Genomic DNA, 24,666 nt, shown 5'->3' with positions numbered 1-24,666 from the left:
AGAGGCGAGAGGCGAGAGGCGAGAGGCGAGAGGCGAGAGGATTTTACATCAACAAGCCCGCAGCGCAAGCAAGGGACACCATCAACCGGATTCGACTTCTCAAAAACCGAACGCGTGTCGCGACGAAGTATTCATGACTCGCTTGAGGCGCTCTGCAATCTCTGCGGAACCCACGTCCGAAACTCGTCCGCGTAAGGCCGTGCGATCACATGCTGAGCCGTGTAGTCCTGAATCACACCCGGATCGCTCAGGCGATACAGCAAGGCCTCATCACTGTGACGTTGCGAATCGTCCGGCAAGCTCTGAAGCAGACAGTGATACCGGCCGGCATTCGCGCCAGCGATCTGCAGATCGTTGTTCGCTGCCGGCAGCATGTCGGGGAACAGAACGCGAAAGTGATTCGTCGCCACCAGCGGTTCATCCCCTTCTGGCCGTCGCAGCGCAAACACCCGCGGTCCGCGTTCGATCACCACGCGCTCCGAGTTCTGTCGACCGACGACCGTGAAGACCGCCCCCGAGGTCAGCCGCGTCTTTGATAGACGCTGCACCGCGGCTGCGAACGTTGAGGCGCCTTCCAAAACTTTTCTAATGAGCAGCAGCACGGGATAGCCGAGCCGATCGGTTCCACCCGGGGCCGGGACCGCGTTCAGAGCGATGGCAAACCCCCGGCTCGACATCCCAGTGACGACACCGATAGACCCCGGAAAGCCAGCGTGCGTGATCTTAGCACCGTTCTTCAACGTCAACCTGATCGTCGCCGTCGCGCGGGCAAGCGGGCCTTCCGGCAACCAATCCATATTGCGGGCGAGGACCGGTCCGTCGGGCGTCGCGATCGCTGCGCTCGAGCAACCCATTTGCGACAACGCCAGATCGTAAATGATATTCGCAACGATGATTTCCCGCGGATCGACGCCCACCGCTTTCGCGTACGCGGCTGCCTCTCGACGGAATAGAAAACCGGTCCGCAGGTGAATCAGCGGCGCAAGCTTCAACGCTTTTTTCGGTAGTTCGCTCCAGATGCTCTGAAGCAATTGGCGTCCGCGCTCGATCAACTCCGGCGGAAATGCCTCCACCTGATCGACGAGACGTCTGCGGAGATCAAGCTCGACCTGCGGCGCAACAATCCAAGGCGCGTCGCTCACTTCACACGCACCTCATCGGCGCGGCCTTCCCGGTCAAGCTGCTCCGCATCGTAGCGATCGACCAATTCGGCATTCGTCGCTTGGTTCCGCTCGGCTTCGGTCGCAATGTCACCTGACACGCCGACCTTCGCACCGACCCATTCCTTCAGATCGAGCACGACCCGAAACATTGCCGGGACCAACAGCAACGTGAAGATGGTCGAGAAGATCAATCCGCCCAACACGACCGAACCAAGACCGCGATATAATTCGCTGCCCGCCCCGGGGAAGCAGACCAGTGGCAGCAGCCCCAATACCGTCGTCAATGTCGTCATGAAGATCGGTCGAATGCGGGTTCGCACGCTTTCGAGGATCGCCTGATGCGGCGCGAGGCTGCCTTCCCGAATCAGGTTCAGCGATTGGTGGACGATCAGAATCGGGTTATTGACCACCGTGCCGATCAGAATCACGAAGCCCAACATCGTCAGCACGTCGAGAGGTTGCAGGACAAACAAATTCAACACCCGCAAGCCAACAAATCCTCCGACCGCGCCGAGCGGGACGCTCAAGATGATCACGACGGGATAAAGCCACGACTCGAACAACGCCGCCATCAGCAGATATGTGATGACCAGCGCGATCAGCAGATTAATCCAAATCGAGTTCCAGGCCTCGGTCAACTTGTCCGCCGTGCCGGCTAACGTGATGCGATAGCCGCCTTTGAGCTGCCCCGATTCCCGCAGGGGAGCAACGATCTCCTGATTGATCAGTTCCATGGCGTCTTCGAGCGCCATCTCCGGCGGAGGCGAGACTTCAATCGTGATCGCCCGGACGCGCTCGCGGTGATTGATCTGCTCCGGACCACTGGCGAGTTCCACGGTCGCGAGCGCTTCGAGCGGCACCAGAAAGCCCTGCGGGGTCGAGATGGAGAGTGACCTGACATCCTGAGATCGACTCGCCAGTTCGGTCTCGCCGACGATCCGCAGATCGATCTTGTCGCCGTCGAGGTAGTAGTCGCCCGCGTAGGCGCCGTCGACGAGTGCATCGACGGTGTATCCGAGATCGACGGCGTTAAAGCCCATCTGCGCCGCTTGCAGCAGCTTGGGCTTCACGTGCAGTTCGGGGCTTGAGAGATCGAGACTCGGCACCGGCCGGGCCTGCGCCGTCGGCATGACCTGCCGCACCTTTCCGAACGCCTGCCCGCCGAGCTGCACGAGTTTGGTCAGATCGGGCCCCGTAATCTCGACATCGATCGTGCGCCCGGCCGTGAGCCCCTGCTCGAACAAACTCGACTGCTTGGCTACCGCAAATGTGCCCGGCAATTGCGAACCGACCTTCTGCACCAGCGGCACGAGCTCTCCGACTCGCATCGGTTCATAGGCCCGCAGTCCGAGAAAGACGCTGCGATTGCGGGCGACATAAAAGAAATCACCGACGACCGGATAGTCGAGCTGCTGCGCTTCGGCACTTTCGGGATCGACGTCCCAGTAGGGTTTGAGGGCATTTTCGACCGTCTCACCCATGTTGCTGAGTTCCTGAATGTTGTAGCCGGGCGGCGGCAACAAAATTCCGAACACCAGATTGCGATTTCCCGTCGGCAGGTATTCCGCCTTCGGAAGCAACAGCGCCGTCCCCACGAGCGAACTACCGACAAGCAATGCGATCATCGCGATGCGGGCGATCGAGCCGCGCTGCATCCACGCGTTGATGCCGACGATCACGGCAACAAATCCCGATCCTAATTTCGTAATCGGGAAGACAATCGCATTGCCGATTCGGGCTGCGGTACCATCTGCTTTCGCGGGGCGCTCCCCCTCGGTAATCAGTCGGGCCGAGAGCGTCGGAATGAGCGTGATCGAGACCAGCAGCGACAGTCCGACCGCTCCGCTGATCGCCAGCGCGATATCGCGAAACAGTTGCCCCGCTTCCTGTTCGACGAAGACGATCGGCAGGAAGACCGCTACCGTCGTGAGCGTTGATGAGAAGACCGCACCCCAGACTTCAGCGGTCCCGCGCACGGCGGCTTGAAACGGCTTCTCCCCGAGTTCCGCATGCCGCCTGAAGATGTTCTCCAGCACGACGACCGCGTTGTCGACGAGCATCCCCACCGCGAACGCCATCCCCGCGAGACTGATCACGTTCAGCGAGCGCCCCAAGGTTTCCAGAATTAAGAACGTCCCGATGATACTCGTCGGAATCGCCAAGCCGACGACCAGCGCACCGCGAGCAAACCAGAAGCCGGCGGCAATGACCAATGCGATCGAAATAATGAAGAAGTAGGGCGACACGGTGGCAGAGAGCACGGCCGTGACCGCGATAATCGGGATCACGATCAGCGACCGGACCCCGAGGTGCAAGAAGAGCATCAGGACGATCATCGTGAGCGCCCCGCCGATGAAAATATTCTGCTGCACCAGCCGGACCGATGATTCGATGTATTCGGTCTCGTCATAAACCTGAGTCAGCGTCAGCCCGCGCTCGGCGAGCAGCCCTTCATTTAACTCGTCCCGCACGCCCTGCAGCCCCGCCATCACATCGATCACGTTCGCGCCGGTCTCGCGCAGCGCATTCAGCGCGATACTCGACTCCCCATAGCGCCGCACGAAACCGTCCGGCTTCTTGTAGCCGAGTTCGACTTCGGCGACGTCACTGACATAGACGGGTTGGCCATCGCGCACCGCGAGCAATTGATTCGCGACCTGTTCGGGGGATCGGAACTGCCCGAGCGTTCGCACGACGTATCGCCTCTTGCCTTCCCAGTAATCGCCGCCGGAGACGTCGTCATTTTGCCCGCGCAACACGTTCCGCACCTGCGGGATCGTCAGCTCTCGCGCGGCCAGGCGTTCGCCGTCGACGATCACCTGCAATTCGTCTTCCAACCCGCCCAGCACGTTTGCCTGAGAGACGCCCTCGACCCGCTCGAATCGAGCTTCAATTTCATCCTCGGCGAATCGGCGCAGCTTCGTCACTTCCAGTTCGGGGGGCGGAAGCAGCTCCTTGGCGGCGGGATATTTGTCAGCGAGACGCCGCAACCGCAGCATTGCCAGACCGGGGTTGAAGGCATCGCGAATCTGCTGCAGCTCTTCATCGACATCCGGATGCGCCGCCTGAAACGTCGCCAATTCGTCATCGGTCGTGAAGTTCGGAGAGAGGATGAACCAAGCGATCGGGCGATCGTTCGCGTTCGCCGTCTCGATCACCGGCTTGTCGGCATCTTCCGGATACTCCGCCACCTGTTCGAGTCGGCTGATTACGTTGACGATCGCGCGGTCCAGATTCGTACCGACGATGAATTCCAGCGTAACGGTGCCCCGCGAGTCGCTGCTCTCGGAAGAGAGCTTCTTCAGGTTCTCGACGCTCTTGAGCTGCTCTTCCTGCTCGATGATGATTTCGCGTTCGATCTCCTGCGGACTCGCCCCCGGCCAACGCGTCGTGACGGTGATCGTTGGCGTTTGCACCTCCGGGGTGAGCTGCAACGGCATTTGGAACAACGCGATCGTGCCGAAGAGCGCAAACAGCAGCACGCCCACCGCCACCTTAATCGGGTTCGTCACAAACGCGTGAATTAAGTTCATGCCTTCACTCGATCTTCAATTCGCAATCGTTGCCACTGAAACAAGCCCGCAGCGCCAGCACGGGATTTGATCGAAAAGTTTCCGACCGCAGAAAGCTACGAAGTCTTCGATACCGTCCCTCGCTTGCGCGTCGGGCTATTGATTATTCGCCCCTCGCTTGCGCGTCGGGCTATTTTCATCGTCGTTGCGTGCCGACTTCGTGTTCCAGCGTACCAGCGAGGGCTGGCCCGGCCGCGGCGGAATGATCCGTTCATTGCCGCGCGAGACCACGATCTCGCCCGCCTTGAGTTCTCCGGTCACGCCGATGCGTCCTTCGTCGGAGACGCCTAATTTCACCGGCACCGCGCGAACGGACCCTTTGCCCGATTTCGGATCGCCGCCTTCGGGATCAACGACCCACACCATCGGCTGCGGCCCACCCAATACCAATGCGTCTTTGGGAACCAACAGCGTGTTCTCTTCGGGGCCGGTGGGAAGTGTCACGCGGGCGATCATCCCCGCCTTGAGCACCGGCAAACCGTCCTCAATTTTATTTGAGACACGAATCTTTACCGGAAAGGTCCGAGACCGCGGATCAGCCCGCGGAACAATATGCACGATCTCACCGGTCCACAGCGTTTGCTTTAGGGCCGGGACTTCCACTCTTGCCGCCGCACCCGCTCGCAAATTTGCGACATCGTTTTCCACGATATTTGCCAGCACGTCGACCTCGTCGAGCGCCACGACCTCGGCAACGGGATCACCCCGGCTGACCCACGCGCCCTCCTCGGTGTGCTCGGCAGCGATATAGCCGGCGAAGCGGGCGATCATCGTGTGCTTTGTGATCTGATCTTTGATCCGATCAACGACGGCCTGCTGCTTGGCGACCCGCGCCTCGGCCTGTGCGATGCGTTCGGTTCGTGGCCCCTCAATCGTTAGCTCATGGGTCGCCTTAGCCATCGCGTAGTTTTCAGCTGCGGCCGATGCCTGAGACGATGTCTCCTGCAGTTGGTCTTCCGTCACGGCACCGCCGCCACGGCGATAGAGCTGCTCAAATCGATCAAGGCGTCCCTGATAGAAATCCCACGTCGATTTCTTAGCGGCCATGTCGGCCCGCGTCTGTTCGATCTCCTGCGGTCGGCTGCCGTTCTTAAGCTCATTCAATTCCTGCTTCAGCAGTGCGAGCTCAGCCTGCTCGGCCTCCAATTCCTTCTTGATCGTCTCCGTCAGCAGTCGCGCCAGCGGCTGCATTTTTTCGACGCGGTCTCCTTCATTGATCAGAAATTCGACGACTCGGCCATCGACGGCGCTGCCGATGACTGCCGACTTGGTCGGCATAACCGTCGCCACGTAGCTGCGACCTTCCGACAAGTCCTGCGACGTGACCCGGCCCACTTCAACGATCGCCGCCGGGGGTTGCGCGAAACCGATCGAGCCGACCAACACGACTGCGACCATCGCTGCGCTGAAATCAATGCTTTGCCGCACCATTCAAGAGCCCTGTCAAAATTTGGATAAACTTAGAATCGATAGTCGTTTTTGCATTCAAGCCAGATCCGCCGAACGCTGGGCAACACTTCAATCTACAGCAGTGCACGCGGCAGGTCGATCAATGTCGCGCGATCGTTGCACAACCAAGGCTGAAGGCGAGACCCGCGATGAAAAAACGTCTGGTTCGCCCGGCATTCGCGACGATTCCGTCGATCTCTTCATCGTAGCGCAACGAGGCGGCTCTGGCAGGCGTAAATCCAAGAGTCGGTGGTGCCACCGGTCCTCCAACCTCTCACGGCCCCGCGACAAAGAGAAACAAATTGCCAAATTGGGCGACGATAGGTGTGGAGAACGAAACGACGCTCGCGTTTCCGGTTACGCAGACGCGCTGCGCGGTAACACTAGAAGCGGTATCAAATCGCCCAACATACAAGCCCGAGGCGCGAGCCGTCGGGAAAATCACTCGTCGATCGACCATCGGCTGGCGCCTCCGGCTGGTATTGAAATCGCTTCTAGGAGAATCTCTGCCTATTGCAGCGGATATCGCACGTCAGCTTTGCAGTGGATCGGTTCGCACGGACCAGAAGACCAGAAGGGTGGCTGTGGACGACACCTTTACGACGCCCACAGGGAACTTGTGTTCGGCAACGCCTTCGTCAAGCAATCCGAAATTGCGAGTGCGCGTTCCGGGGGCGGCGAAAACGCCGTCCCCGGCCACCCAAGAAGTACAAAAATACTCTTTCGAAACTGACACACCACCACCGGCTTCAATTGGTTGTTGACCTTCGCGATCGAATACAGACAATCCGGTAGGCGACAAATGCTCCCGAGTTTCCGACTGTCGGTTTTGATGCAGCCCGGACACGCACTCATCGATCGATCGCTCAAACGCAAAGCCACCGGCGAGGAATGTGAATGAGCTATTTCGCCGGCTTGACCCACGGCATCAAGCAGACGCGAAACGCCTCGGCGTGGGGTCTGTCGCTGGCACTGCACTTCGTCGTGCTGCTTTTGCTTTCGGCCATCGCGTTACCTGCAATTTTGAGCCCTGAAGATTTCAAAGTCGTCTCAGCCTGGGCCGACCCCGATCGCCGAGACGACCTACCGGTCATCATGACGGAGATGTCGGCAAACACCGACGAGGCCGTCTCGTTTCGCTCGTCCGGCTCCGGCGCGGCATCGCTCGCCGTTGCGACGGCGACGCCCGCGATTCGCTATGAGTTTGGTGAAGCGACGGCTCCGCAGCAATTCTTGAACGTCGACCCTTCCGAGTTGAATCAGCAAGTGGGCCGCCCTGGAGCGGGCAGACTGTCCGGCGCGAATGGAGCCGTCCCCGCAAAGGTTGTGCTCGAACAGGCCGTAACCCCGGCTGGCACGGCCGGGCATGTGACCGCCGGACTCCGCGGCACCCTCGAGCAAGGCGACACGCTCGTCGTATGGATGCTCGACCAATCGATCAGCATGCAGGAAGAGTTGGCCCACATGGCCGAGGCCATGCTGCCCGAAATGGTGGCCATCGAAAACAACTTCCGCCGGGCCGAAGCGGCGCGAAGAGAGTCGAAAGGCAGCGTCGAAGATCGCCAAGCCGAGGCCTCATTGCTCTTACATGCCGTCGTCGGATTCGGAAGAGGTATCAATGTCCTTCAGCCGCCGACGCCCCGCGGTCGGGTCGCGATGAACTCGTTCTTGCAGGTGCCGATCGATCATAGCGGAGCCGAAAACACCTTCAGCGCCGTGCGCAGTGTGATCAAGAGATTCAAGGCGAGCGGTCCGAACGCTCAGAAGAATCTGCATATCGTCGTCTGGACCGACGAGTCGGGCGATGACTATCTCCTACTCGAAGACACCATTGCCGACTGTCTTCGCTTCGGCGTGACCGTCTCGGTCGTCGGGCCATCGGCGGTCCTCGGGCAGCAGCGCGGCTATCACGGATACGTCGCGCCGGAAACCGGGCAACTGTTTCATCTCCCGGTCTCACGAGGTCCCGATACCTCGTTCCCGCAACGTGTCCGGCTGCCCTATTGGTTCCGGGGGATCCCTCCCGACTATGACGAGGCCTACCAGGGCCCGTATCACCCGCCGGGGCAGCCGATCTGGCAAGGGGGCAGCAATCTCGATTCGCTGCTCTCGGGCTTCCCACCGTACGCCCTCGTTCGCCTCTCAGCGCAGACCGGCGGCAGCTACACCATTTTCGATCGCGCAGGCGACCGCCCGCCGTACGATCTGGAATCTCTGCGCGAGTACCTGCCCGACTATCGTCGCTTCTCGTTCGTCCGCGACGAACTCTATTCCGACGAAAGCCTTCGCCTCCGGCGAGCCATCGTCCGCGCGGTCGAAGTCACGTGGACCGAATCGACCGTGCGAACGCCGCAGATGGCATTCGGCGGTAATCAGGTCACGCCCGCCATGATGAAGATTCAACTCCCGCTGCAACTCCAGGCGGAGCTGACGCGGCTCGCACGTTCCGAGCAGGTCGTCTTGCAGGCTTTGGAAGAACTGCAGATCGAAAACGCTCAGGAGCTTTACGAAGCCGAACAGTCGCCACGCTGGCGGGCCTGGTACGATTACAGCCGCGGCCGTTTGCTCGCAACGCTGCTCAGGATCGAAGAGTACCGCGTCGCCGCGTTGACGCTCACCCGGGGCGGTCTCGATCCGAATGCTAATTACGTGTCGTTCCTTCCCTCGCGGACGCTGTTGAGCACTTCTAAGAATGCCGATCGGGCAACCGAAGTCAGCGATTTGCTCAACCGCTGCGTATCCGAGCATCGCGGCACTCCCTGGGAATTGCTCGCTGCGAAAGAACTGGGGACGGGCCTCGGCATTGCCGTCCGCCAATTGAAGCTTCCGCCGCCACGTCCCGCCGCAGGCGGAGCGCCTCCCTCCGGCGGGACGAAGGTCAGCCTACCCAATCTCTGAGCGGCCGAGCGTTGAAGCTCCGACCGCGGTTTTGATTCCTGCAGCGAACGACTAAATTCGATCGGAGGTAATCAGCGTCGTCAAATTGCGATCGCAGGCCAAGGCCACAATTGATCGCCCGCGACGAATCCAGCTCATTCGAACGTGCAGAACCGAATGCTTCGCTTCCCCATCGTTTTGCCGGCTGCCGTCGTCATCGCGTGTGTTTTCGACGGCTCACTTGCAAACGCAGGCGAACGCGGAAATCGCGGCGACCGCCCGAATATCGTCTTCCTGTTGGCCGACGACCTCGGCTGGGCTGATCTCGGCTGTTATGGCAGTGACCTGCACGAGACGCCGCATCTTGATCGGCTTGCCACGCAGGGCATTCGCTTCACCGACGCCTATGCCTCCGCCAGCAGTTGCTCTCCGACGCGGGCGGCGCTGCTGACCGGAAAGAACCCCGCCCGGCTCGGCATCACCGATTGGATCGCGTGGAAGGCCGACTACGTCCGGCCCCACGCTAAATTGAAAGAGGTCTCGAACGCCGAGCAACTTGAGTTAGAGGAAGAGACACTCGCCGAACTGGTCGCTGATGCCGGCTATCGCACCGCCCACCTTGGCAAATGGCACCTCGGCCATGATCGGTACTTCCCGCAGCATCAGGGGTTTGACCTTAACGTCGGCGGCATCGAGACCGGCTTCCCGCCCGGCGGATTCTTCCTGCCGAATCGAATCGACCTGCCGAACGTCACGCGAGGCGAATATCTTACCAACTATCTGACCGATCGCGCCGTCGAGTTCATGCAGGACTCAAAAGACCGACCGTTTCTGCTATCGCTTTGGTATTACGTGGTGCATAAGCCGATCGAAGGACCGGACGATCTCGTTAAGTATTACGAGCGAAAGATTAGCCGCACGAACCCCCGACGGCATCGCAACGCCGAATACGCCGCGATGGTCGGCGCCCTCGACCGCAGCGTGGGGCGATTGCTCAACACCCTCGACGACCTCGGGATCGCCGACGAGACACTCGTCGTCTTCACCAGCGACAATGGCGGCATCGGCAAGAACTACGGTCGATGGGACGACGTGACCAACAACTGGCCGCTCAGACGCGGCAAGGGATCATATTACGAAGGCGGCCTGCGTGTCCCGCTCATCGTCCGCCAACCGGGTGTGACGCCATCGAACACGGAATGCAGCGTCCCGGTCGTCACGCACGATTGGTTCCCGACGATTTCGACCATGCTGGGCGAGGACACCGCCGATGATATCGATGGCGTCGACCTTTCTGAATTGCTTCGCCGCCCCGATGAGACGAAGCTCAACCGCCAAGCGATCTACTGGCACTACCCGCATTTCCACCCCGGCGGCGGACCCGGTACGGCAATGCGATCGGGCGACTGGAAGCTCATCGAAAATTTCGAAGACGGTTCCCTCGAACTCTACAATCTAAAGCAAGACATCGAAGAAGAATGGAACCTCGCCCCCGAGCGCCCGCTAATTGCCGATCGCTTGCACCGGCAGATGAAGAACTGGCGGGAGACCATCGGAGCGAAACTTCCGAAAGCGAATCCCGACTATGATCCCGAACGAGCCCACCAGCACGTTTGGCTCAGCGGCGATGGCAAGTAAAATTAAGAATGTCACTCGACCCTCAACTCTCGACGCCAGACTTTCGAAATGCCCAGCCGCGAAACAATCCTCAACGCCACTCGCCGTCACCTGACCGAGGCGGTCGATATCCCCGACTTTGACGAGTCCCGTTGGCTGACGTTCGAGGACCCGCTCGCCCGGTTTGAAGAGGTATTAAACTCGGTCGGCGGTGAGCTCTTCGCCGTGCCGACAATTGAAAGCATCGACGAAAAGCTTGGTGAAAATGCCGCGTTCACCGATGCGAAGAATCGAGTCTCTCTCGTCGAGGGAGCCGGCTCGCCGACCATCGACATTCATCAAGTGGCCGACCCGCACCAGCTCGACGACGTCGACTTCGCCTTGCTTCCGGCCCGCTTCGGCGTTGCCGAGAATGCGGCCGTGTGGCTCGACCTGCGCAAGGCCAAGCATCGCGTCATCTGCGTTCTCGCTCAGCACGTCGCGATCGTGCTGCCAAAGTCCGAGATCATTCACAACATGCATCAGGCTTATGACCGCCTGACCGATGCCCCCGACCTCGACGATGCCCCCGCCGACTTCCGCAAGTCGGGCTTCGGCCTGTTTATGTCCGGCCCGTCGAAAACAGCCGACATCGAACAATCGCTCGTCATCGGCGCCCACGGCGCGAAATCGATGACGGTCTATTTGGTTGAGAGTTAAGCGTTGAGAGTCGAGAGTTGAGGGCGAGCCGAGAGCGTCAGCGACCGGAGCTCGTCTCAAATAATATTAAGACGCAATATTGCTCCCACGGGAAATTCTGCTCGCCTGAGTCTCTGCTTAACCGTAATTCTGCACGAATGCACTTAATTTGCCACCGGTCGATCGGCCGTCGGCCTTAGTCATTCGCAACACGGAGATGCGAAGCATGAGCATTCGCGAACGAAGCGAGCGGCATCCTCGGCCGGGCTTTACCAAGCTGGAAGTGGCGGTCGTCGCTGCTGTCATCGTCGTGTTGATCGCGCTACTGCTTCCGGCGGCGCAGCAAACCCGCGACGGCGGTCCGCGGAACTATTGCAAGAACCACTTGAAGCAACTCGGGCTGGCGTTCCACAATTATCATGACAACTACAAAATGCTGCCGGCCCATGCGTATCCGATCTCAACCGGTCGGCTGGGCCACAGTTGGAGGACGATGCTGCTGCCCTATCTCGATCAGGCGGCGCTTTACGATGAATTTAATTTTGACAAAGCGTGGAATGACCCGGCGAATGTGAGAATCACCGATACGGACCTAATCGCGTTTCAGTGCCATCAGGCACCGCACACCTTTGAATCGGAGACGAACTATCTGGTTAATATCGGGGATGACACCGCCTTCCCGCCGGGTCGCGAGATCGCGTTAGACGACATCACAGACGGCACGTCGAACACGCTCCTTGTCTTTGAGCGATCCGACTCCGGCATCGCCTGGGCCGAGCCGCAAGATTTTTATTACGACGAGGCGCAGATATTAAACTCAGGTCCGCCAGGCTTCGGACTAAGCAGCGTTCACGAAGGGGGCGGGCAGGTGGCACTTACCGACGGCAGCGTGCGTTTCCTCGCCGATAAACTCTCCCCGGAAATTGCCCGACGTTTAATATTGCGGAACGATGGTGAAGAGGTGGGAGATTTTTAAGAGATGACGCTCGGCAGCGCCACTCTTAATAAAATGGCCCCGGGGATTCGATCGGGGCCAGCCCCCACAAGTCTTCGACGACCGGTGGCGGCTGCGCGTCTCGATTAATTTCGCCGGTCTTATCGAAGTGCTGCCAGATGGCTTTGACCTTTCGTCGCGGCCCGAACCGTTTGGCAATCGTGGAGACACTGATCCCCGTCAGCCGTTCGATCTCGTTCAGCGAGGGGTGCCGACAGAGCAATTGTGCTGCCTGCTGATAGGCCTCCATGATGTCTTCGTCGGTGATGTCGCGCTGCCGCGTCGCCGGGTTAGGATCAAGCCCCGCCTCCCGCTTCAACTCCCGCCAGCCGCCGGGGAAGTAGTAATAAATGGATCGCACCGACATATTGTGGTCGAAGCAAAACCGATCCATCGTCACGCGCTCGGCGGTCTTGGCCCACTTCCGCACGCGCGAAATCAACCACTTGCGGCTGTACTTCTTCTTCGATCTTTTCTGACCGTTCTTATTCATCATGATACCTCACTCAATGAGAGTGAGTTGCGCCGATGCTGGCCGAGAAGCGATGAGCGAGAAACGAGAAGCGATTGACGTAATACGCTCCCAGCCCCCGACGCTCGCTCCTGACTCCTAACTTCTAACTTCTGACTTCCGTCTCCTCCCTCCACTCACCTCTAACCTCTCCCCCCTCACCTCGCGCCGCGCCCGCGCAACCAAGTCGGATCGGTTGAGGAACCGGCCGTCCTAGGCTCCATCCGGTTCCCACAGATCGGTCGGTGACGGCGGGCTTCTCTCTCCGTCCCGCCGCCCGAACCGACACTGCGCGCCAGGGGGCGCCCCCGTTTTTTGTGATTCGAGAAGACAGGAGTCAGGAGTCAGGAGTCAGAAGTCAGGAGTCAGTAAAAAGAAGTGACGAGTGACAATCAGAACCGAACGGACCGACTGTGGGTACTCAGCCCTTGGTTTCGGGTTCTTGTGGGACCATGCCTTCTGTGTGCTACCGCAGACACTATACGTGGCGTAGTGGTGCCCTCACGAAATCGCGCGACGGTGGGTACACTTTCTCCTTAGCATCCGCACCGCCAGACGCCGCAGCACGACACCATGCCGAAAAAGAAGAAGTCGCCGCCGAAGAAACTCTTCAGTGAGAAGAATCCGGTCGCGGATCGCCAGCCGAAAACCGATCGGCTCATCTTGCCGAAGTTGCTCAGCGACGCCGTTCACTTTGCCAATTTTCGTAAGGACGAAACGACGATCGAGCTGGCCCATAAAACGATTCTAAAGTGGGCTGACCTCGAAGCCTCCGGCAAACTGGCCAAGCTCAAAGAAACTCAGATGCAGGGGGACTTTCTCGCGGAAGTCTTCGGCGATGTCCTTGGCTATGCCGGCCCGACCGACGGGGCCGAAATCTGGCAGCGCATCCAGCACCACACGATCTCCGGGCAGACGCCCGATGCCGTCTTCGGCTCTTTTCGGCCCGAAATGCCGGTGAATCCGGTCGGCGTGGTCGAACTGAAGGGACCGACGGTCCACCTCGATCGGGATCGCTCCAACGGGCGCACCGCGGTCGATCAGTGCTGGGATTATCTCGTCAATACTCCGCCAGAATGCCGCTGGGGCATCGTTTCCAACATCGTCAGTTTCCGTTTGTACGAGCGGAATTCGACGAAACGGGTCTACGAGCACTACACGCTGCAATCACTGCGGGACCTGAGAAACTTCAAAAGCTTCTACGCGACATTCAACCGGCAGGGATTGGTCGATGCGTGGACCGGCGGTCGGCCGCGGACCGTCGATCTGCTCGAAAAATCACAAACACGTCAACGTGAGGTTAGCGACGAACTTTATGAAACCTACTCGCGTTACCGCACCGACCTGATCTCGCACCTGCATGTTAAAGAAGGGCACGAACTCGACCTTGCGATCGAGATGGCTCAGCGGCTGTTCGATCGCGTGATCTTCATCGCGTTCTGCGAAGACCGGCATCTCTTACCGCAGGGCACCATTCCCAACGCGCTCAAGGTGGCCGGGTTTCAGGCGGTCACGAACCCGAAGTGGCAGAACTTCAAAAACCTGTTCCGCTTTATCGATCAGGGCAGCCAGGCCTACGATATCCCCCGCTATAACGGCGGACTATTCGCCGCGCATCAGGTCGACAGCCTCGACCTTCCTGACAATCCTTGGACCACCTTCTTTAAGGCGGTCAGCGGGTACGACTTCGCCGCCGAGGTCAACCTCGACGTGCTGGGGCACCTGTTCGAGCGGTCGATCACCGAGTTGGAGAAATTAAAAGAGTCGGGACTGTTCGGCGGTGATTTGGAGAAGGTTCAGAAGTTCGCGCAGATGCCGCAGTCGGCCAAGCGGAAACGGCTGGGCATCTATTATACTCCGGCGGAGCTGACCAGCCGGATTGTGAAATACACGGTCGACGAACTGATCGACGAGCGGTTCGTCGCCGCCGCCGTCGAATTCGGCATCGCCGAGGACGAAGCGAAGAGCGGCATCTATCCCGACGACGCTGACTTCTGGCGGCAGTGTCTCCGAATTCTGCGAGACCTGAAAGTCGTCGACCCGGCCTGCGGCAGCGGGGCGTTCCTCTTTCAGGCCTACAACTCACTGGAGCAGCGCTATAGCGAAGTCATTGGTCAACTGGAACGTGCCGGGGATAAGCAAGCCGCGAAGCAGTTCGACGAAATTCCGCGATACATCCTGCAGGACAATTTGTACGGCGTCGACCTCTCGCCCGAGGCGGTCGAGATCACCCAACTCGCTCTGTGGATTCGCTCCGCCACGCCGGGGCAGACGTTGGCGACGCTCTCCAAGAACATTGTCCACGGCAATTCACTCGTCCACGACCCCGAAGTCCATCCGGCGGCGTTCGATTGGAAAGAGCGGTTCCCCGAAGTCTTCGATCGCGAGGAGGCGGGATTCGACTGCGTAATCGGCAATCCCCCGTGGGAGCGGATGGATTTATCAGAACGTGAATTTTTTGCCCTTTCGGCACCCGAAATCGCCACCACGACGACCGGCGCGAAACGAAAAGAATTGGTCAGCTCACTTGAGGAAGAAAACCCTGCACTTTTTCGGCAGTACTTAGAAACAAAACGCTTAGTCGATGCACAACGCACATATTGTCGAAGCAGTAACCAGTACCCGCTAACCGGAAAAGGCCGGACAAACTGTTATTCAGTCTTCTCTGAGTTGGCTACGTCAATTGTCTCAATACGTGGTCGGGCCGGACTCTTAGTTCCGTCAGGTATAGCAACGGAAAAAACCACGAAAGACTTTTTTGCTAAACTTGTGAAAGAGAGCCGACTGATTCGACTTTATGATTTTGAGAACAAGAAAGTATTCTTCCCAGATGTTCACGCTTCTTTCAAGTTCTGCATACTTGTCTTTTCAGGAGGTAAAACCCGAAATCGCGAGGCCGATTTTGTGTTTTTCATTCAAAAGGTTGATGAAATCGCCGATCGAAATCGGCACGTCGCACTGACGGGAAAAGATATTTCAATGCTTAACCCTAACACGTCGACTTGCCCCATATTCCGAACTCGGCGCGATGCAGAAGTGACGAAGTATATCTATCGAAGAACGCCGGTCTTCATAGACAAGACGCGAAAGGGAAGCACCGGAAATCAATGGTCGGCTTACTTCCGACAAGGATTGTTCAATCAAACAACCGACTCAGAACTTTTTGTGGAACCAATTGAGCTGAAAAAAAATGGCTTTGTGCTACGAAGTCACGATTGGGTTAAAAGAAAGGATAGATTTGTCCCGCTGTATGAGGCCAAAATGTTTCGGCCCTATGATCATCGTTTCGGCACCATTTTCATGGAGAAATCGAATTGGATCAACCAAGGCCAAACTTACGAAACATCTTATGCCGATCATCAAAATCCAGAGTTTCTCGTAAGACCAAGGTGGTGTATCAATTCAAAAAATGTGTCGCTCGCAGACATCCCGGCTCTTCTTGCCTTCAGGGATATTACACGTTCGACAGACACACGAACATTTATCGCATCATTCATCCCCGCAGTGGGCGTTGTTAACACTGCGCCGCTACTGTTCATTGATGGTTTTTCATGCATTCGACTTACCTGTCTTCTCGCGAATCTCAACAGTATCCCCTTGGATTTTGTCGCAAAGCAAAAGGCAGGGCACATCCATATGAATTTCTTCATCGTCGAACAATTGCCGATCCTCCCTCCCGACACCTACGACAAACCCTGCCCGTGGAACACCAGCTTTACGCTTGAAGAGTGGATCAGTGAGCGGGTGCTGAAATTAAGCTGCACGGCCGAGGACATGCTTCCGCTGGCCGATGCTTGCGGGTTCACGTCGGGAAGTTTTCAGAAGGAATATGGCGGCCGACTTAATAAGTGGGATGACGCCGAGCGAGCCGAACTGATGGCCGACCTCGACGCTGCCTACTTCCACCTCTATGGCATCGATCGCGACGACGCGGAGTATATCCTCTCAACTTTTAAGGGCATCCACACACCGATTCAGTTTCCGACGATGCGAATCAGCGTCGCCGAACGAATTTTGCAAAAGCACGCGGAGATGGCGTTTCCGGAATAGCGATCAAGGGTGCGTCTGCGTGGCATGGCCGCGGGACGTGGCCATGGGGGAAGGAGCGTCTACGTGGTCTTGGAGTTGTGATAGGGAGCACGCCGCACACTCATGCCCACGTTCCGTGGGCATGCCACGCGGGTGGGTGAGACCACTGCGTTCGAAATAGAAAAACAGCCCGCGGCGGTGGTCGCAGGCTGTTTCATTTCTCTGGCCTTTGGCCGCTTGCCTCTCGCCCCGCACTCGGACGATCCGCTTACTGCGTGCGCGGCTTGTCTTGGCCGTGCCTCAGTCGGCGAGGAGGGCGACTTGGGCGGCGGCTAGTTTCGCGATGGGGATGCGGAACGGGCTGCAGCTGACATAGTTCAGTCCGGCGCGGTGGCAGAACATGACGGAGTTGGGGTCGCCGCCGTGTTCGCCGCAGATGCCGATCTTGAGGTCCGACTTCACGCCGCGGCCGCCCTCGATGCCGATTTTCATCAGCTTGCCGACACCCGACTGATCGACCGTTTGGAACGGGTCGTTGGGGACGATGTCGGCTTCGCGGTATTTGGTGATGAACGGCCCGTAGTCGTCGCGGCTCATGCCGAGCGTCGTCTGCGTGAGGTCGTTGGTGCCGAAGCTGAAGAACTCGGCGTCTTGGGCGATCTCGTCGGCGGTGAGGGCCGCGCGGGGGATCTCGATCATCGTGCCGACGAGGTAGGGGATTTCGATGCCCTGCTCCTCGAAAACCTTGGCCGCCGTCTCGCGGACGATCTTGGCCTGGTTCTTGAATTCGGCGGCGAAGCCCGCGAGGGGGATCATGACCTCGGGCAGGACTTCGGTGCCGCTTTTCTTCAGCTCGCAGGCGGCTTCGAAGATCGCCCGCGCCTGCATGGCGGTGATCTCCGGGTAGACGATGCCGAGGCGGCAGCCGCGGAAGCCGAGCATGGGGTTCGACTCGGCCAATTCTTCGACCCGACGGTGGATGTCCTCTTTGGACTTACCGGTCATGTCGGCGAGTTTGTGGGCGAGGTCGGGGTCTTCCTCAAGGTGGTGGTGCGAGAGGAACTCGTGCAGCGGCGGGTCGAGCAGGCGGATGGTGACGGGCTTGCCGGCCATTGCTTCGAAGAGCTTGGTGAAGTCTTCCTTCTGGTGGGGGAGGAGCTTCATGACGGCGGCTTCGCGGGTCGCCTGATCGGTGGCGAGGATCATCTCGCGCATGTCGTCGAGGCGGCTGAAGAACATGTGCTCGGTCCGGCACAGGCCGACGCCTTCGGCTCCGAACGCGGCCGATTTTTCGGCTTCGTCGGCTTCGGTGTTGGCCCGGACGTTGAGCGTGCGGTGCTTGTCGACCCATTCCATCAGTTGCGAATAGCGTTGATAGATGGGGGCGTCTTCGGGCTTTTTGGTCTTATTGATCAAGACCTCGATGATCTCCGAGGCGCTGGTGTCGACCTTGCCTTCGAAGACCTCACCGGTGAAGCCGTCGATCGAAATCCAATCGCCCGCTTTGAGGACTTTGTCGCCGACGGTGACGGTGCCGGCGTGGTAGTCGATGTCGAGCTCGCTGGCCCCGACGATGCAGGTTTTGCCCATCTGTCGGCTGACGAGGGCGGCGTGGGAGGAGGCGCCGCCGAAGGCGGTGAGGATGCCCTTGGCGAGTCGCATGCCGCGGAGGTCTTCCGGGCTGGTTTCGCGGCGGACGAGGATCATTTGGACGTTTTTGTCTTTCTCGTATTCCTCTTCGGCGTCGGAGGCGTGAAAGACGATTTGCCCGGTCGCGGCTCCCGGTCCGGCGTTGATGGCCTTGGTGAGCAGGTGACCGTCTTCGCTCGCCTGCTTTTTGGCGGAAGGGTCGAACAACGGCTGGAGGAGTTGGTTGAGGCCGTCGGCGGGGACCCGCTTGGGCTGCAGGGCTTCTTCGGGGGTGATGAGTCCTTCGTTGACGAGGTCGACGGCGATCTTCACCGCGGCAAAGCCGGTCCGCTTGGCGTTGCGGGTTTGAAGCATCCAGACCTGGCCCTTCTGGACCGTAAATTCAATATCTTGCACTTCTTTGTAGTGCCGCTCCAACGTCTTCCCAATCTTGTCCAGATGCTCGTAGGCTTCGGGCATGTCTTGGGCGAGGGTTTCTTCGATCCGTTTGGGAGCGCGGATGCCGGCGACGACGTCTTCGCCCTGGGCATTGATCAAGTAATCTCCGTTGAATCCGGGTTCGCCAATCGCACAGTCCCTCGTAAGACCCACGCCGGTTGCGCAGTCGTCACCGAGGTTGCCGAAGACCATCGCCTGCACGTTGGTGGCGGTGCCCCATTCGTGGGGGATACCGTACTCGCGGCGATAGACCATCGCGCGATCGTTCATCCAACTGCCGAAGACGGCGCTGATCGCGCCCCAGACCTGCTCGTTGGGATCGGTCGGAAAGTCCTTGCCGGTGACTTCTTTGACCTTCGCCTTGAACTGCGCGACGACCTCTTTGAGGTTCTCGGCGGTGAGCTGCGAATCGAACTCGACACCGAACTCGTGCTTCTTTTTTTCCAGAATGTCTTCGAAGTAATCGGGATCTTCCTTCGCCTGCGGCTTCATGCCCATCACGACTTCGCCGTACATCTGAATCAGGCGGCGATAGCTGTCGTAGGCGAAGGCCTCGTTGCCGGAGGATTTCGCAAGGGCCTGAACGGTCTCGTCATTGAGGCCGAGGTTCAGGATCGTGTCCATCATGCCCGGCATCGATTCACGGGCACCGGAGCGGCAGGAGAGTAACAGCGGATTCTCGGAATCGCCGAACTTGGCTCCCATGACCTCTTCGATCTGCCTCATCGCAGAGTCGACCTGATCCTTCAATTCGGGCGGGTAGCTTCGATCGTGGTCGTAATAATACGTGCAGAGTTCGGTGGTGATAGTGAAGCCGGCGGGGACGGGCAGGCCGATGTTGCTCATCTCGGCCAGGTTGGCACCTTTGCCGCCGAGCAGGTTCTTCATCGTGGTATCGCCGTCGGCCTTGCCGCCGCCGAACGAGTAGACGTACTTCGTATCGGTCGCCGTCGCGCTCATCGAATTTGCATCCTTAGCAGGGTCTTCGGGCCGCCTCGCCGATTGTGCCGCTCGTGCTTGATTGCACGTCGGAGGGCCAGACGGCTGCAAAAATAGTGGAAAGTTCAAAGTGCGCCGGCCCATACGGGTGCGCTCTGCCCCGACGATGCTGACGTTTCGGAACTTCCGTGCGTTGAAGTCTGTGCGCGGAACCCGATCGCGATTCGCCTGCGGCGGGCTGAACGTACCAGCGAAATTTCAGAGAATCAAGCGACGACTGGACCCTGACGGATGAAGCGATTGGGCGGAAGCGCTTATGCCAATTCGGCTTGGGATCACCCGTTTGCGAAGACTGCGCTTGACCCCACCGTTGGCCGCCTCGACAATCGAACGGAAATCTATTCGGGGTGCGACTGCAAATGCGTGCGGAGTTGATTCCCCTGCACGGGGATCCAATACGACTCGAGAGTGACGTCACCGTCGTTGGGCGGAACGAAGACGTTTGCGATCTGGTTCTGTCGCAAGCGGCCGTCTCCAAAATGCACTGCATCATCGTCAAGACGGATGGACTGCTTTACGTCCGCGATCTGGGCAGCACTAACGGCACCAAGGTCAACGGCCAACGAATCACACGCGGCGCACTGCTGCCGGGCGATGAGCTTGGTTTTGCGAGCGTGAAATACCGTGTGCATCTGGGGCCAGATGATGGCGGCAGTCGCGGGCAAAATACGACGGCTGACATCCCGCTCCCGCCTGTCCCGGAACAGACCGGAAGTGCGACCCCGGCTTGAGCACGATATCGAACGGCGTTCGCCCGGTTACGTCCCTTGCTTGCGCTGCGGGCTTGTGTGAGGCGAGTCTTGCCTTTGCAGCGGGCTTGTGTGGCGATCGCGACAGGGTCAGCCCACGATTTCGGAGATGTCGATCAGGTGCAACTGGCGGCCGCTCCTTTCGACGGGTGAGTCGACGCAGATCGTCTTCCCATCGCGGCTGTATCGCGGATGGGTGTCGCACCGCCACTCGCCGGTATAGACCCGCGGGGATGGGAAGTCGCCGACCTTCACCACTTTTTCTGTCGGCACGTGATAAAGATAGACCGTCTGAACGCGATCCCGGTCGGGATAGGTATCGTTAAGAATCCATTCCGTCCCGTCACCGATCGGTAAATATGTATTATGCCCGTTCTTGGTCATGACTCCACGACCGACCGGTTCGACCTCATCGGTCTTATCTTTAAATAGATAGAAGCCCCACGGCTGCCCTTCCGGTCGCGTCCAGGCGCAAATGTATTCGTCGTCTCGCCAAATGAAGTGCGACGTGCTGCCTGACGGGTCGAGCACGTAAGGGTCGGAACCGTCGAGACCGATCGTAAACATTCTCGTTCGGAATTTTCCGCGTCCTCCGTCAGGACGCCAGCGATGCAGAAAGATTGTGCGGTTGCCGTCGGGCGATACCAGCAGATGGTTAAAATAGTGCTTCGCCCCCTCCATCGACGGATTGCCGGCCCCGGTTGAAGCCGCCTCGGCGATCGAAAACACCAACTCTCGGTCACCGCTTTCGAGATCAACCCGCCACAGCCCGCTGTCATCCGGAGCCAATTCGTCACGATGCGGATCTGCCAGCCCGGCGTAGCCGTACCCTTTTCGCATGTCCTGAATGCGTCGGAAATCAGTCGTCACCGCCGTTTGCCCGTCGGGGGCCAAACTGTAGATCGGAGTATCGACGGTGCGTTGATCGCCGGACTTTGTATCAAGAATGCGACAGACGAACTGATCTCCTTCCCGGTCATTCCATAGCACGGTGTGTTCGCGCTGCGGCACCCACTGCAACATGCAGCCTTGCTGCCAGCACCACGCTTTCGTCGTTCCCAAGGGAATCCAGCGATCGGCTTCGCCCGTATCGACCATCCCGATGCCGATCGAGTCGCTTTCCCGCGGACTGCGATGCTCGAACGAGACTTCGTTACTGAGCACGAAGCGGTCGGTCGGGTCGAACTGCCATTTATCGTAGTAGCCGAACCAATGGTGCTTCGGCCCCGTGGTGATGACCCGGGTTGGCAACGACCACTGATCGACCGATTCGGCCGAGAGTGATTGCGGGAGCGTCGTATTGAGCAGACACCCGGCCGACGTCGCGGTGACCGCCTTCAGGAAATCGCGGCGTTTCATCTTAATATCCGTTCTTAATTTTCAAGTGGGTCAGTAGGAACGATCGAATGTGCTATTTCACGGGTGGCCGGGAACTTTCACACCGTGGTTGCGGCCCGATCTTCCGATGAGGCGGCAGAGTGCCCCAACCGCTCAAGGTCGTGACGAACCATCAATCGCACGAGACCTTCGAAGTCGACATTCGGCTCCCATCCCAATTCCGCTTTGGCTTTGGAAGCGTCGCCCAATAACAATTCGACCTCGGCGGGACGTTCAAACTGTTCGTTATGCACGACGTGATCACGATAGTCTAACCCGGCTTCGGCGAATGCGGCTTCGCAATAGTCGCGGACCGAGTGCGTCGCGCCGGTGGCGATGACGAAATCAACCGGATCGGAGTGTTTAAGCATCAGACGCATCGCCTCGACGTAGTCTTCGGCGTAGCCCCAATCGCGTCGCGCCTCGAGATTTCCGAGCTGGAGTTGGGTTTTCCGGCCGGCCTTAATTTCGGCCACGTGCGAGGAGATTTTGCGGGTGACGAACTCGAACCCGCGGCGCGGCGACTCATGGTTAAAGAGAATGCCGGAGCACGCGAACATCCCGTAGGCCTCCCGGTAGTTTCGCGTCAGATCGAAGCCGGTCACCTTGGAGATTCCGTACGGGCTGCGGGGATGAAACGGCGTCGATTCGTTCTGAGGGCTCTCACTGACTTTGCCGAACATCTCGCTTGACCCTGCGAAATAAAAGCGGCATTCAGGCACGATCTGGCGGACCGCTTCGAGAACGAAGTGCGTTCCTTCGATGTTCGTCTTTAACGTCGAGAACGCATCGTCGAACGATTTGGCCACGAAACTCTGGGCTCCGAGGTGGTACACCTCGTCAGGACGGACTTTCGTCACAATTTGGTAAATCGACGGGAAACTCTCCAGCGATCCATCGTGAAGATGAAGTTGGTCCAGAAATCCGCTCAGCCGGGAGACTCTTGTCCCTCCATCTTCGAGCGCGACCCGGCGCACCAGGCCATGGACCTCATAGCCGTCTCTGAGTAACGACTCGGCGAGGTACGAACCGTCCTGACCGGTGATCCCGGTAATCAGTGCCTTCTTCATGTTCCATTCCGTTTGCTGTTCGCCCCGCCGTCACGATCGGCGGAATCTCAGAAATTTCACTGCGTCGCAGTCAGCAATGCAGCGTGCTAAGTGTCTTTACTAACGGGTCGTGGCATTGGTCGCCACGTTCAATTCCGACAAGCGACGGTGTCGCGGTCCGGTTGTAGCGGTCAAAGCGATCCGTGGTACGCCGGCTTCGCACAGGGTGACTTCTATCGACAAATAGGCGACCCGGACCGGCTTCTCGACCTAGTGTTCGAACGGCATCGATTGCGCCGCCGTACACACGGCGACCAACAGTGTTCAGGGAATACCGATTTCTAATCAGTGAGGCCGATTGTGGCGACCCATCCTTCGAATATCGCCGAAACGGAGCGATTGCTCGAAGAAATCGCGCTCGCCAATCACTCCTCTCACGGTGATCCCGGGAAGCATGCCTCCGCGGCTTCATCCGCCCCGCCAATGGGGTTTTCCTCGGAGAGCAAGGCGCCCGCCTGTCCGGGGTGTCGATCTCATGAGTCTTGGGGAAGTAGTTCTTTCTGCCCGAGATGCGGCTACTATCCCGCACTCGACTCTCAGGTCGATCTCAGCGGTGAGCAGGAAGGCCTCGAAGACGATACGCCGCTCAGCATCTGGACGGTCATTCCTTCATACGCCTGGCTCGCACTATTCGGTGCCGCGTTCATTTTTCTCGTCAGCGGACTAGCGGCCGCGCTGTGGCCGATCGACTCACCCGTCCGGGCGACTTGGTCACTCGCACAAACAGCCTTGGGCAGCGTCCTACTGCTGTCGTTTCATGTCGCCGCGTACATTCATGCCTGCAGGCGATCGGACCGCTTCGGCGCGCTGGACCTGCTGCTGTCCCCCTTCGGGATTTGGAAAGAGACTCTGACGCGTCTGCCGGACGGTGTCTGGCGATTCTGGGGCGCGGTGTGGTCGCTAATGGCTATCATCGCCGCGCTCACATTGATAGGTGCGCTCGACTTCAACAGCCTCTTCGAAGACTGGGGCGTCCGTCAGCGGGCCAGCGTGAGGCTGCGGGAAACGGCCGCGGAAGCACAACAGAATGCAGACGCCTCACTCGAAGAATCGATCGAGGGCGCCGCGGCGACCGCGATGCCTGCCGAAGAGGAAGAAGAGCAAACGAATGCCGAACCAAAGCGACAATCGGTCGAATGCCTGATCGTCGGCTATGTCCCGAGTCGTGAGGGCTTCTCCTGGCTCCTGCTCGCCTCCGTCATCAAAGGTGATCTCGTCTACGTCGGACGTGTTCCGTCCTCGGATATCGGACAGGAAGAATACGAGCATCTGATTCAGCGGATGACTGACCCCAGGTTGCAGACCCATCGACCGATCGTACCAATCGGCGCCGTCGGCATCTGGCTCCGCCCCAAATTGGCATGCACGGCCACCACCCAGGGATGGACCGTCTCGAAGAGACTTCGCAATCCGAAATTCGGTTCGCTACTTGCCGAACTCCATTGAGATCGATC

Annotated in this window: 14 protein-coding genes; 7 read left to right on the top strand and 7 right to left on the bottom strand. The window is 59.0% G+C overall.

Features of this window, described 5'->3' with window-relative positions:
• Positions 1 to 131: 131 nt before the first annotated feature.
• The 3 genes from Pan189_RS05380 to Pan189_RS05370 all read right to left on the bottom strand — a co-directional run bounded on the left by Pan189_RS05380 (position 132) and on the right by Pan189_RS05370 (position 6,166).
• Complete coding sequence (locus Pan189_RS05380; protein WP_145362929.1) at positions 132 to 1,142, bottom strand: C45 family autoproteolytic acyltransferase/hydrolase; 1,011 nt, start codon at positions 1,140 to 1,142, stop codon at positions 132 to 134.
• Positions 1,139 to 4,696 carry an efflux RND transporter permease subunit gene (locus tag Pan189_RS05375; RefSeq protein ID WP_145362928.1) on the bottom strand — a complete coding sequence of 1,186 codons (3,558 nt, stop codon included), beginning with the start codon at positions 4,694 to 4,696 and terminating at the stop codon, positions 1,139 to 1,141. The genes Pan189_RS05380 and Pan189_RS05375 overlap by 4 nt, the downstream gene beginning before the upstream one ends.
• A gap of 135 nt (positions 4,697 to 4,831) precedes the next feature.
• On the bottom strand, positions 4,832 to 6,166 hold the full coding sequence (locus Pan189_RS05370; protein WP_145362927.1) for an efflux RND transporter periplasmic adaptor subunit: 1,335 nt from the start codon (positions 6,164 to 6,166) through the stop codon (positions 4,832 to 4,834).
• A 915-nt stretch (positions 6,167 to 7,081) separates the two neighbouring features.
• Between Pan189_RS05370 and Pan189_RS05365 the strand changes: the two genes are divergently transcribed.
• From Pan189_RS05365 to Pan189_RS05350, 4 genes are all read left to right on the top strand, one after another.
• Entirely contained in the window at positions 7,082 to 9,082 is a 2,001-nt protein-coding gene (locus Pan189_RS05365) for a vWA domain-containing protein (RefSeq protein WP_145362926.1), read from the top strand.
• A 156-nt stretch (positions 9,083 to 9,238) separates the two neighbouring features.
• On the top strand, positions 9,239 to 10,699 hold the full coding sequence (locus Pan189_RS05360; RefSeq protein WP_145362925.1) for a sulfatase: 1,461 nt from the start codon (positions 9,239 to 9,241) through the stop codon (positions 10,697 to 10,699).
• 48 nt (positions 10,700 to 10,747) lie between these two features.
• Complete coding sequence (locus Pan189_RS05355) at positions 10,748 to 11,377, top strand: LutC/YkgG family protein (protein WP_145362924.1); 630 nt, start codon at positions 10,748 to 10,750, stop codon at positions 11,375 to 11,377.
• Between the two features lie 205 nt (positions 11,378 to 11,582).
• Complete coding sequence (locus Pan189_RS05350; RefSeq protein ID WP_310821118.1) at positions 11,583 to 12,332, top strand: DUF1559 family PulG-like putative transporter; 750 nt, start codon at positions 11,583 to 11,585, stop codon at positions 12,330 to 12,332.
• Between the two features lie 25 nt (positions 12,333 to 12,357).
• Here Pan189_RS05350 and Pan189_RS05345 read toward each other — a convergent pair whose 3' ends face one another.
• Positions 12,358 to 12,843, bottom strand: coding sequence for a hypothetical protein (locus tag Pan189_RS05345; protein ID WP_145362922.1), 486 nt, complete (start codon positions 12,841 to 12,843; stop codon positions 12,358 to 12,360).
• A 591-nt stretch (positions 12,844 to 13,434) separates the two neighbouring features.
• Here Pan189_RS05345 and Pan189_RS05340 point away from each other — a divergent pair.
• Complete coding sequence (locus Pan189_RS05340; RefSeq protein WP_145362921.1) at positions 13,435 to 16,911, top strand: Eco57I restriction-modification methylase domain-containing protein; 3,477 nt, start codon at positions 13,435 to 13,437, stop codon at positions 16,909 to 16,911.
• A 279-nt stretch (positions 16,912 to 17,190) separates the two neighbouring features.
• On the opposite strand, the gene ppdK is transcribed toward Pan189_RS05340, so the two are convergent.
• Positions 17,191 to 19,938 (bottom strand): pyruvate, phosphate dikinase, encoded by a 2,748-nt coding sequence (gene ppdK / locus Pan189_RS05335; RefSeq protein WP_145362920.1) that lies wholly within the window; start codon positions 19,936 to 19,938, stop codon positions 17,191 to 17,193.
• Positions 19,939 to 20,324: 386 nt separating this feature from the next.
• Here ppdK and Pan189_RS05330 point away from each other — a divergent pair, with 386 nt between their 5' ends.
• Entirely contained in the window at positions 20,325 to 20,708 is a 384-nt protein-coding gene (locus tag Pan189_RS05330) for an FHA domain-containing protein (RefSeq protein ID WP_310821116.1), read from the top strand.
• A 108-nt stretch (positions 20,709 to 20,816) separates the two neighbouring features.
• On the opposite strand, the gene Pan189_RS05325 is transcribed toward Pan189_RS05330, so the two are convergent.
• Positions 20,817 to 22,085, bottom strand: a complete 1,269-nt coding sequence (locus Pan189_RS05325; protein WP_145362919.1) for a hypothetical protein — start codon at positions 22,083 to 22,085, stop codon at positions 20,817 to 20,819.
• A gap of 77 nt (positions 22,086 to 22,162) precedes the next feature.
• Positions 22,163 to 23,173, bottom strand: coding sequence for a GDP-mannose 4,6-dehydratase (locus Pan189_RS05320; protein WP_145362918.1), 1,011 nt, complete (start codon positions 23,171 to 23,173; stop codon positions 22,163 to 22,165).
• Between the two features lie 339 nt (positions 23,174 to 23,512).
• Between Pan189_RS05320 and Pan189_RS05315 the strand changes: the two genes are divergently transcribed.
• The gene (locus Pan189_RS05315; protein ID WP_145362917.1) at positions 23,513 to 24,658 is read left to right on the top strand and encodes an ATP dependent DNA ligase; all 1,146 of its coding nucleotides are present in this window, start codon (positions 23,513 to 23,515) and stop codon (positions 24,656 to 24,658) included.
• Positions 24,659 to 24,666 lie beyond the last annotated feature (8 nt).

The organism is Stratiformator vulcanicus, assembly GCF_007744515.1.
Lineage (GTDB): Bacteria > Planctomycetota > Planctomycetia > Planctomycetales > Planctomycetaceae > Stratiformator > Stratiformator vulcanicus.
The sequence above is the reverse complement of the archived record's forward strand: the minus strand, read 5'-3'. Positions and strand labels throughout refer to the sequence as shown.

What these genes read in the sequence shown, in the direction of transcription:
- Pan189_RS05375 (WP_145362928.1), bottom strand. Translation starts at nt 4,696, where the DNA reads ATGAACTTAATTCACGCGTTTGTGACGAACCCGATTAAGGTGGCGGTG.
- Pan189_RS05370 (WP_145362927.1), bottom strand. Translation starts at nt 6,166, where the DNA reads ATGGTGCGGCAAAGCATTGATTTCAGCGCAGCGATGGTCGCAGTCGTG.
- Pan189_RS05365 (WP_145362926.1), top strand. Translation starts at nt 7,082, where the DNA reads ATGAGCTATTTCGCCGGCTTGACCCACGGCATCAAGCAGACGCGAAAC.
- Pan189_RS05360 (WP_145362925.1), top strand. Translation starts at nt 9,239, where the DNA reads ATGCTTCGCTTCCCCATCGTTTTGCCGGCTGCCGTCGTCATCGCGTGT.
- Pan189_RS05355 (WP_145362924.1), top strand. Translation starts at nt 10,748, where the DNA reads ATGCCCAGCCGCGAAACAATCCTCAACGCCACTCGCCGTCACCTGACC.
- Pan189_RS05350 (WP_310821118.1), top strand. Translation starts at nt 11,583, where the DNA reads ATGAGCATTCGCGAACGAAGCGAGCGGCATCCTCGGCCGGGCTTTACC.
- Pan189_RS05345 (WP_145362922.1), bottom strand. Translation starts at nt 12,843, where the DNA reads ATGAATAAGAACGGTCAGAAAAGATCGAAGAAGAAGTACAGCCGCAAG.
- Pan189_RS05340 (WP_145362921.1), top strand. Translation starts at nt 13,435, where the DNA reads ATGCCGAAAAAGAAGAAGTCGCCGCCGAAGAAACTCTTCAGTGAGAAG.
- ppdK (WP_145362920.1), bottom strand. Translation starts at nt 19,938, where the DNA reads ATGAGCGCGACGGCGACCGATACGAAGTACGTCTACTCGTTCGGCGGC.
- Pan189_RS05325 (WP_145362919.1), bottom strand. Translation starts at nt 22,085, where the DNA reads ATGAAACGCCGCGATTTCCTGAAGGCGGTCACCGCGACGTCGGCCGGG.
- Pan189_RS05320 (WP_145362918.1), bottom strand. Translation starts at nt 23,173, where the DNA reads ATGAAGAAGGCACTGATTACCGGGATCACCGGTCAGGACGGTTCGTAC.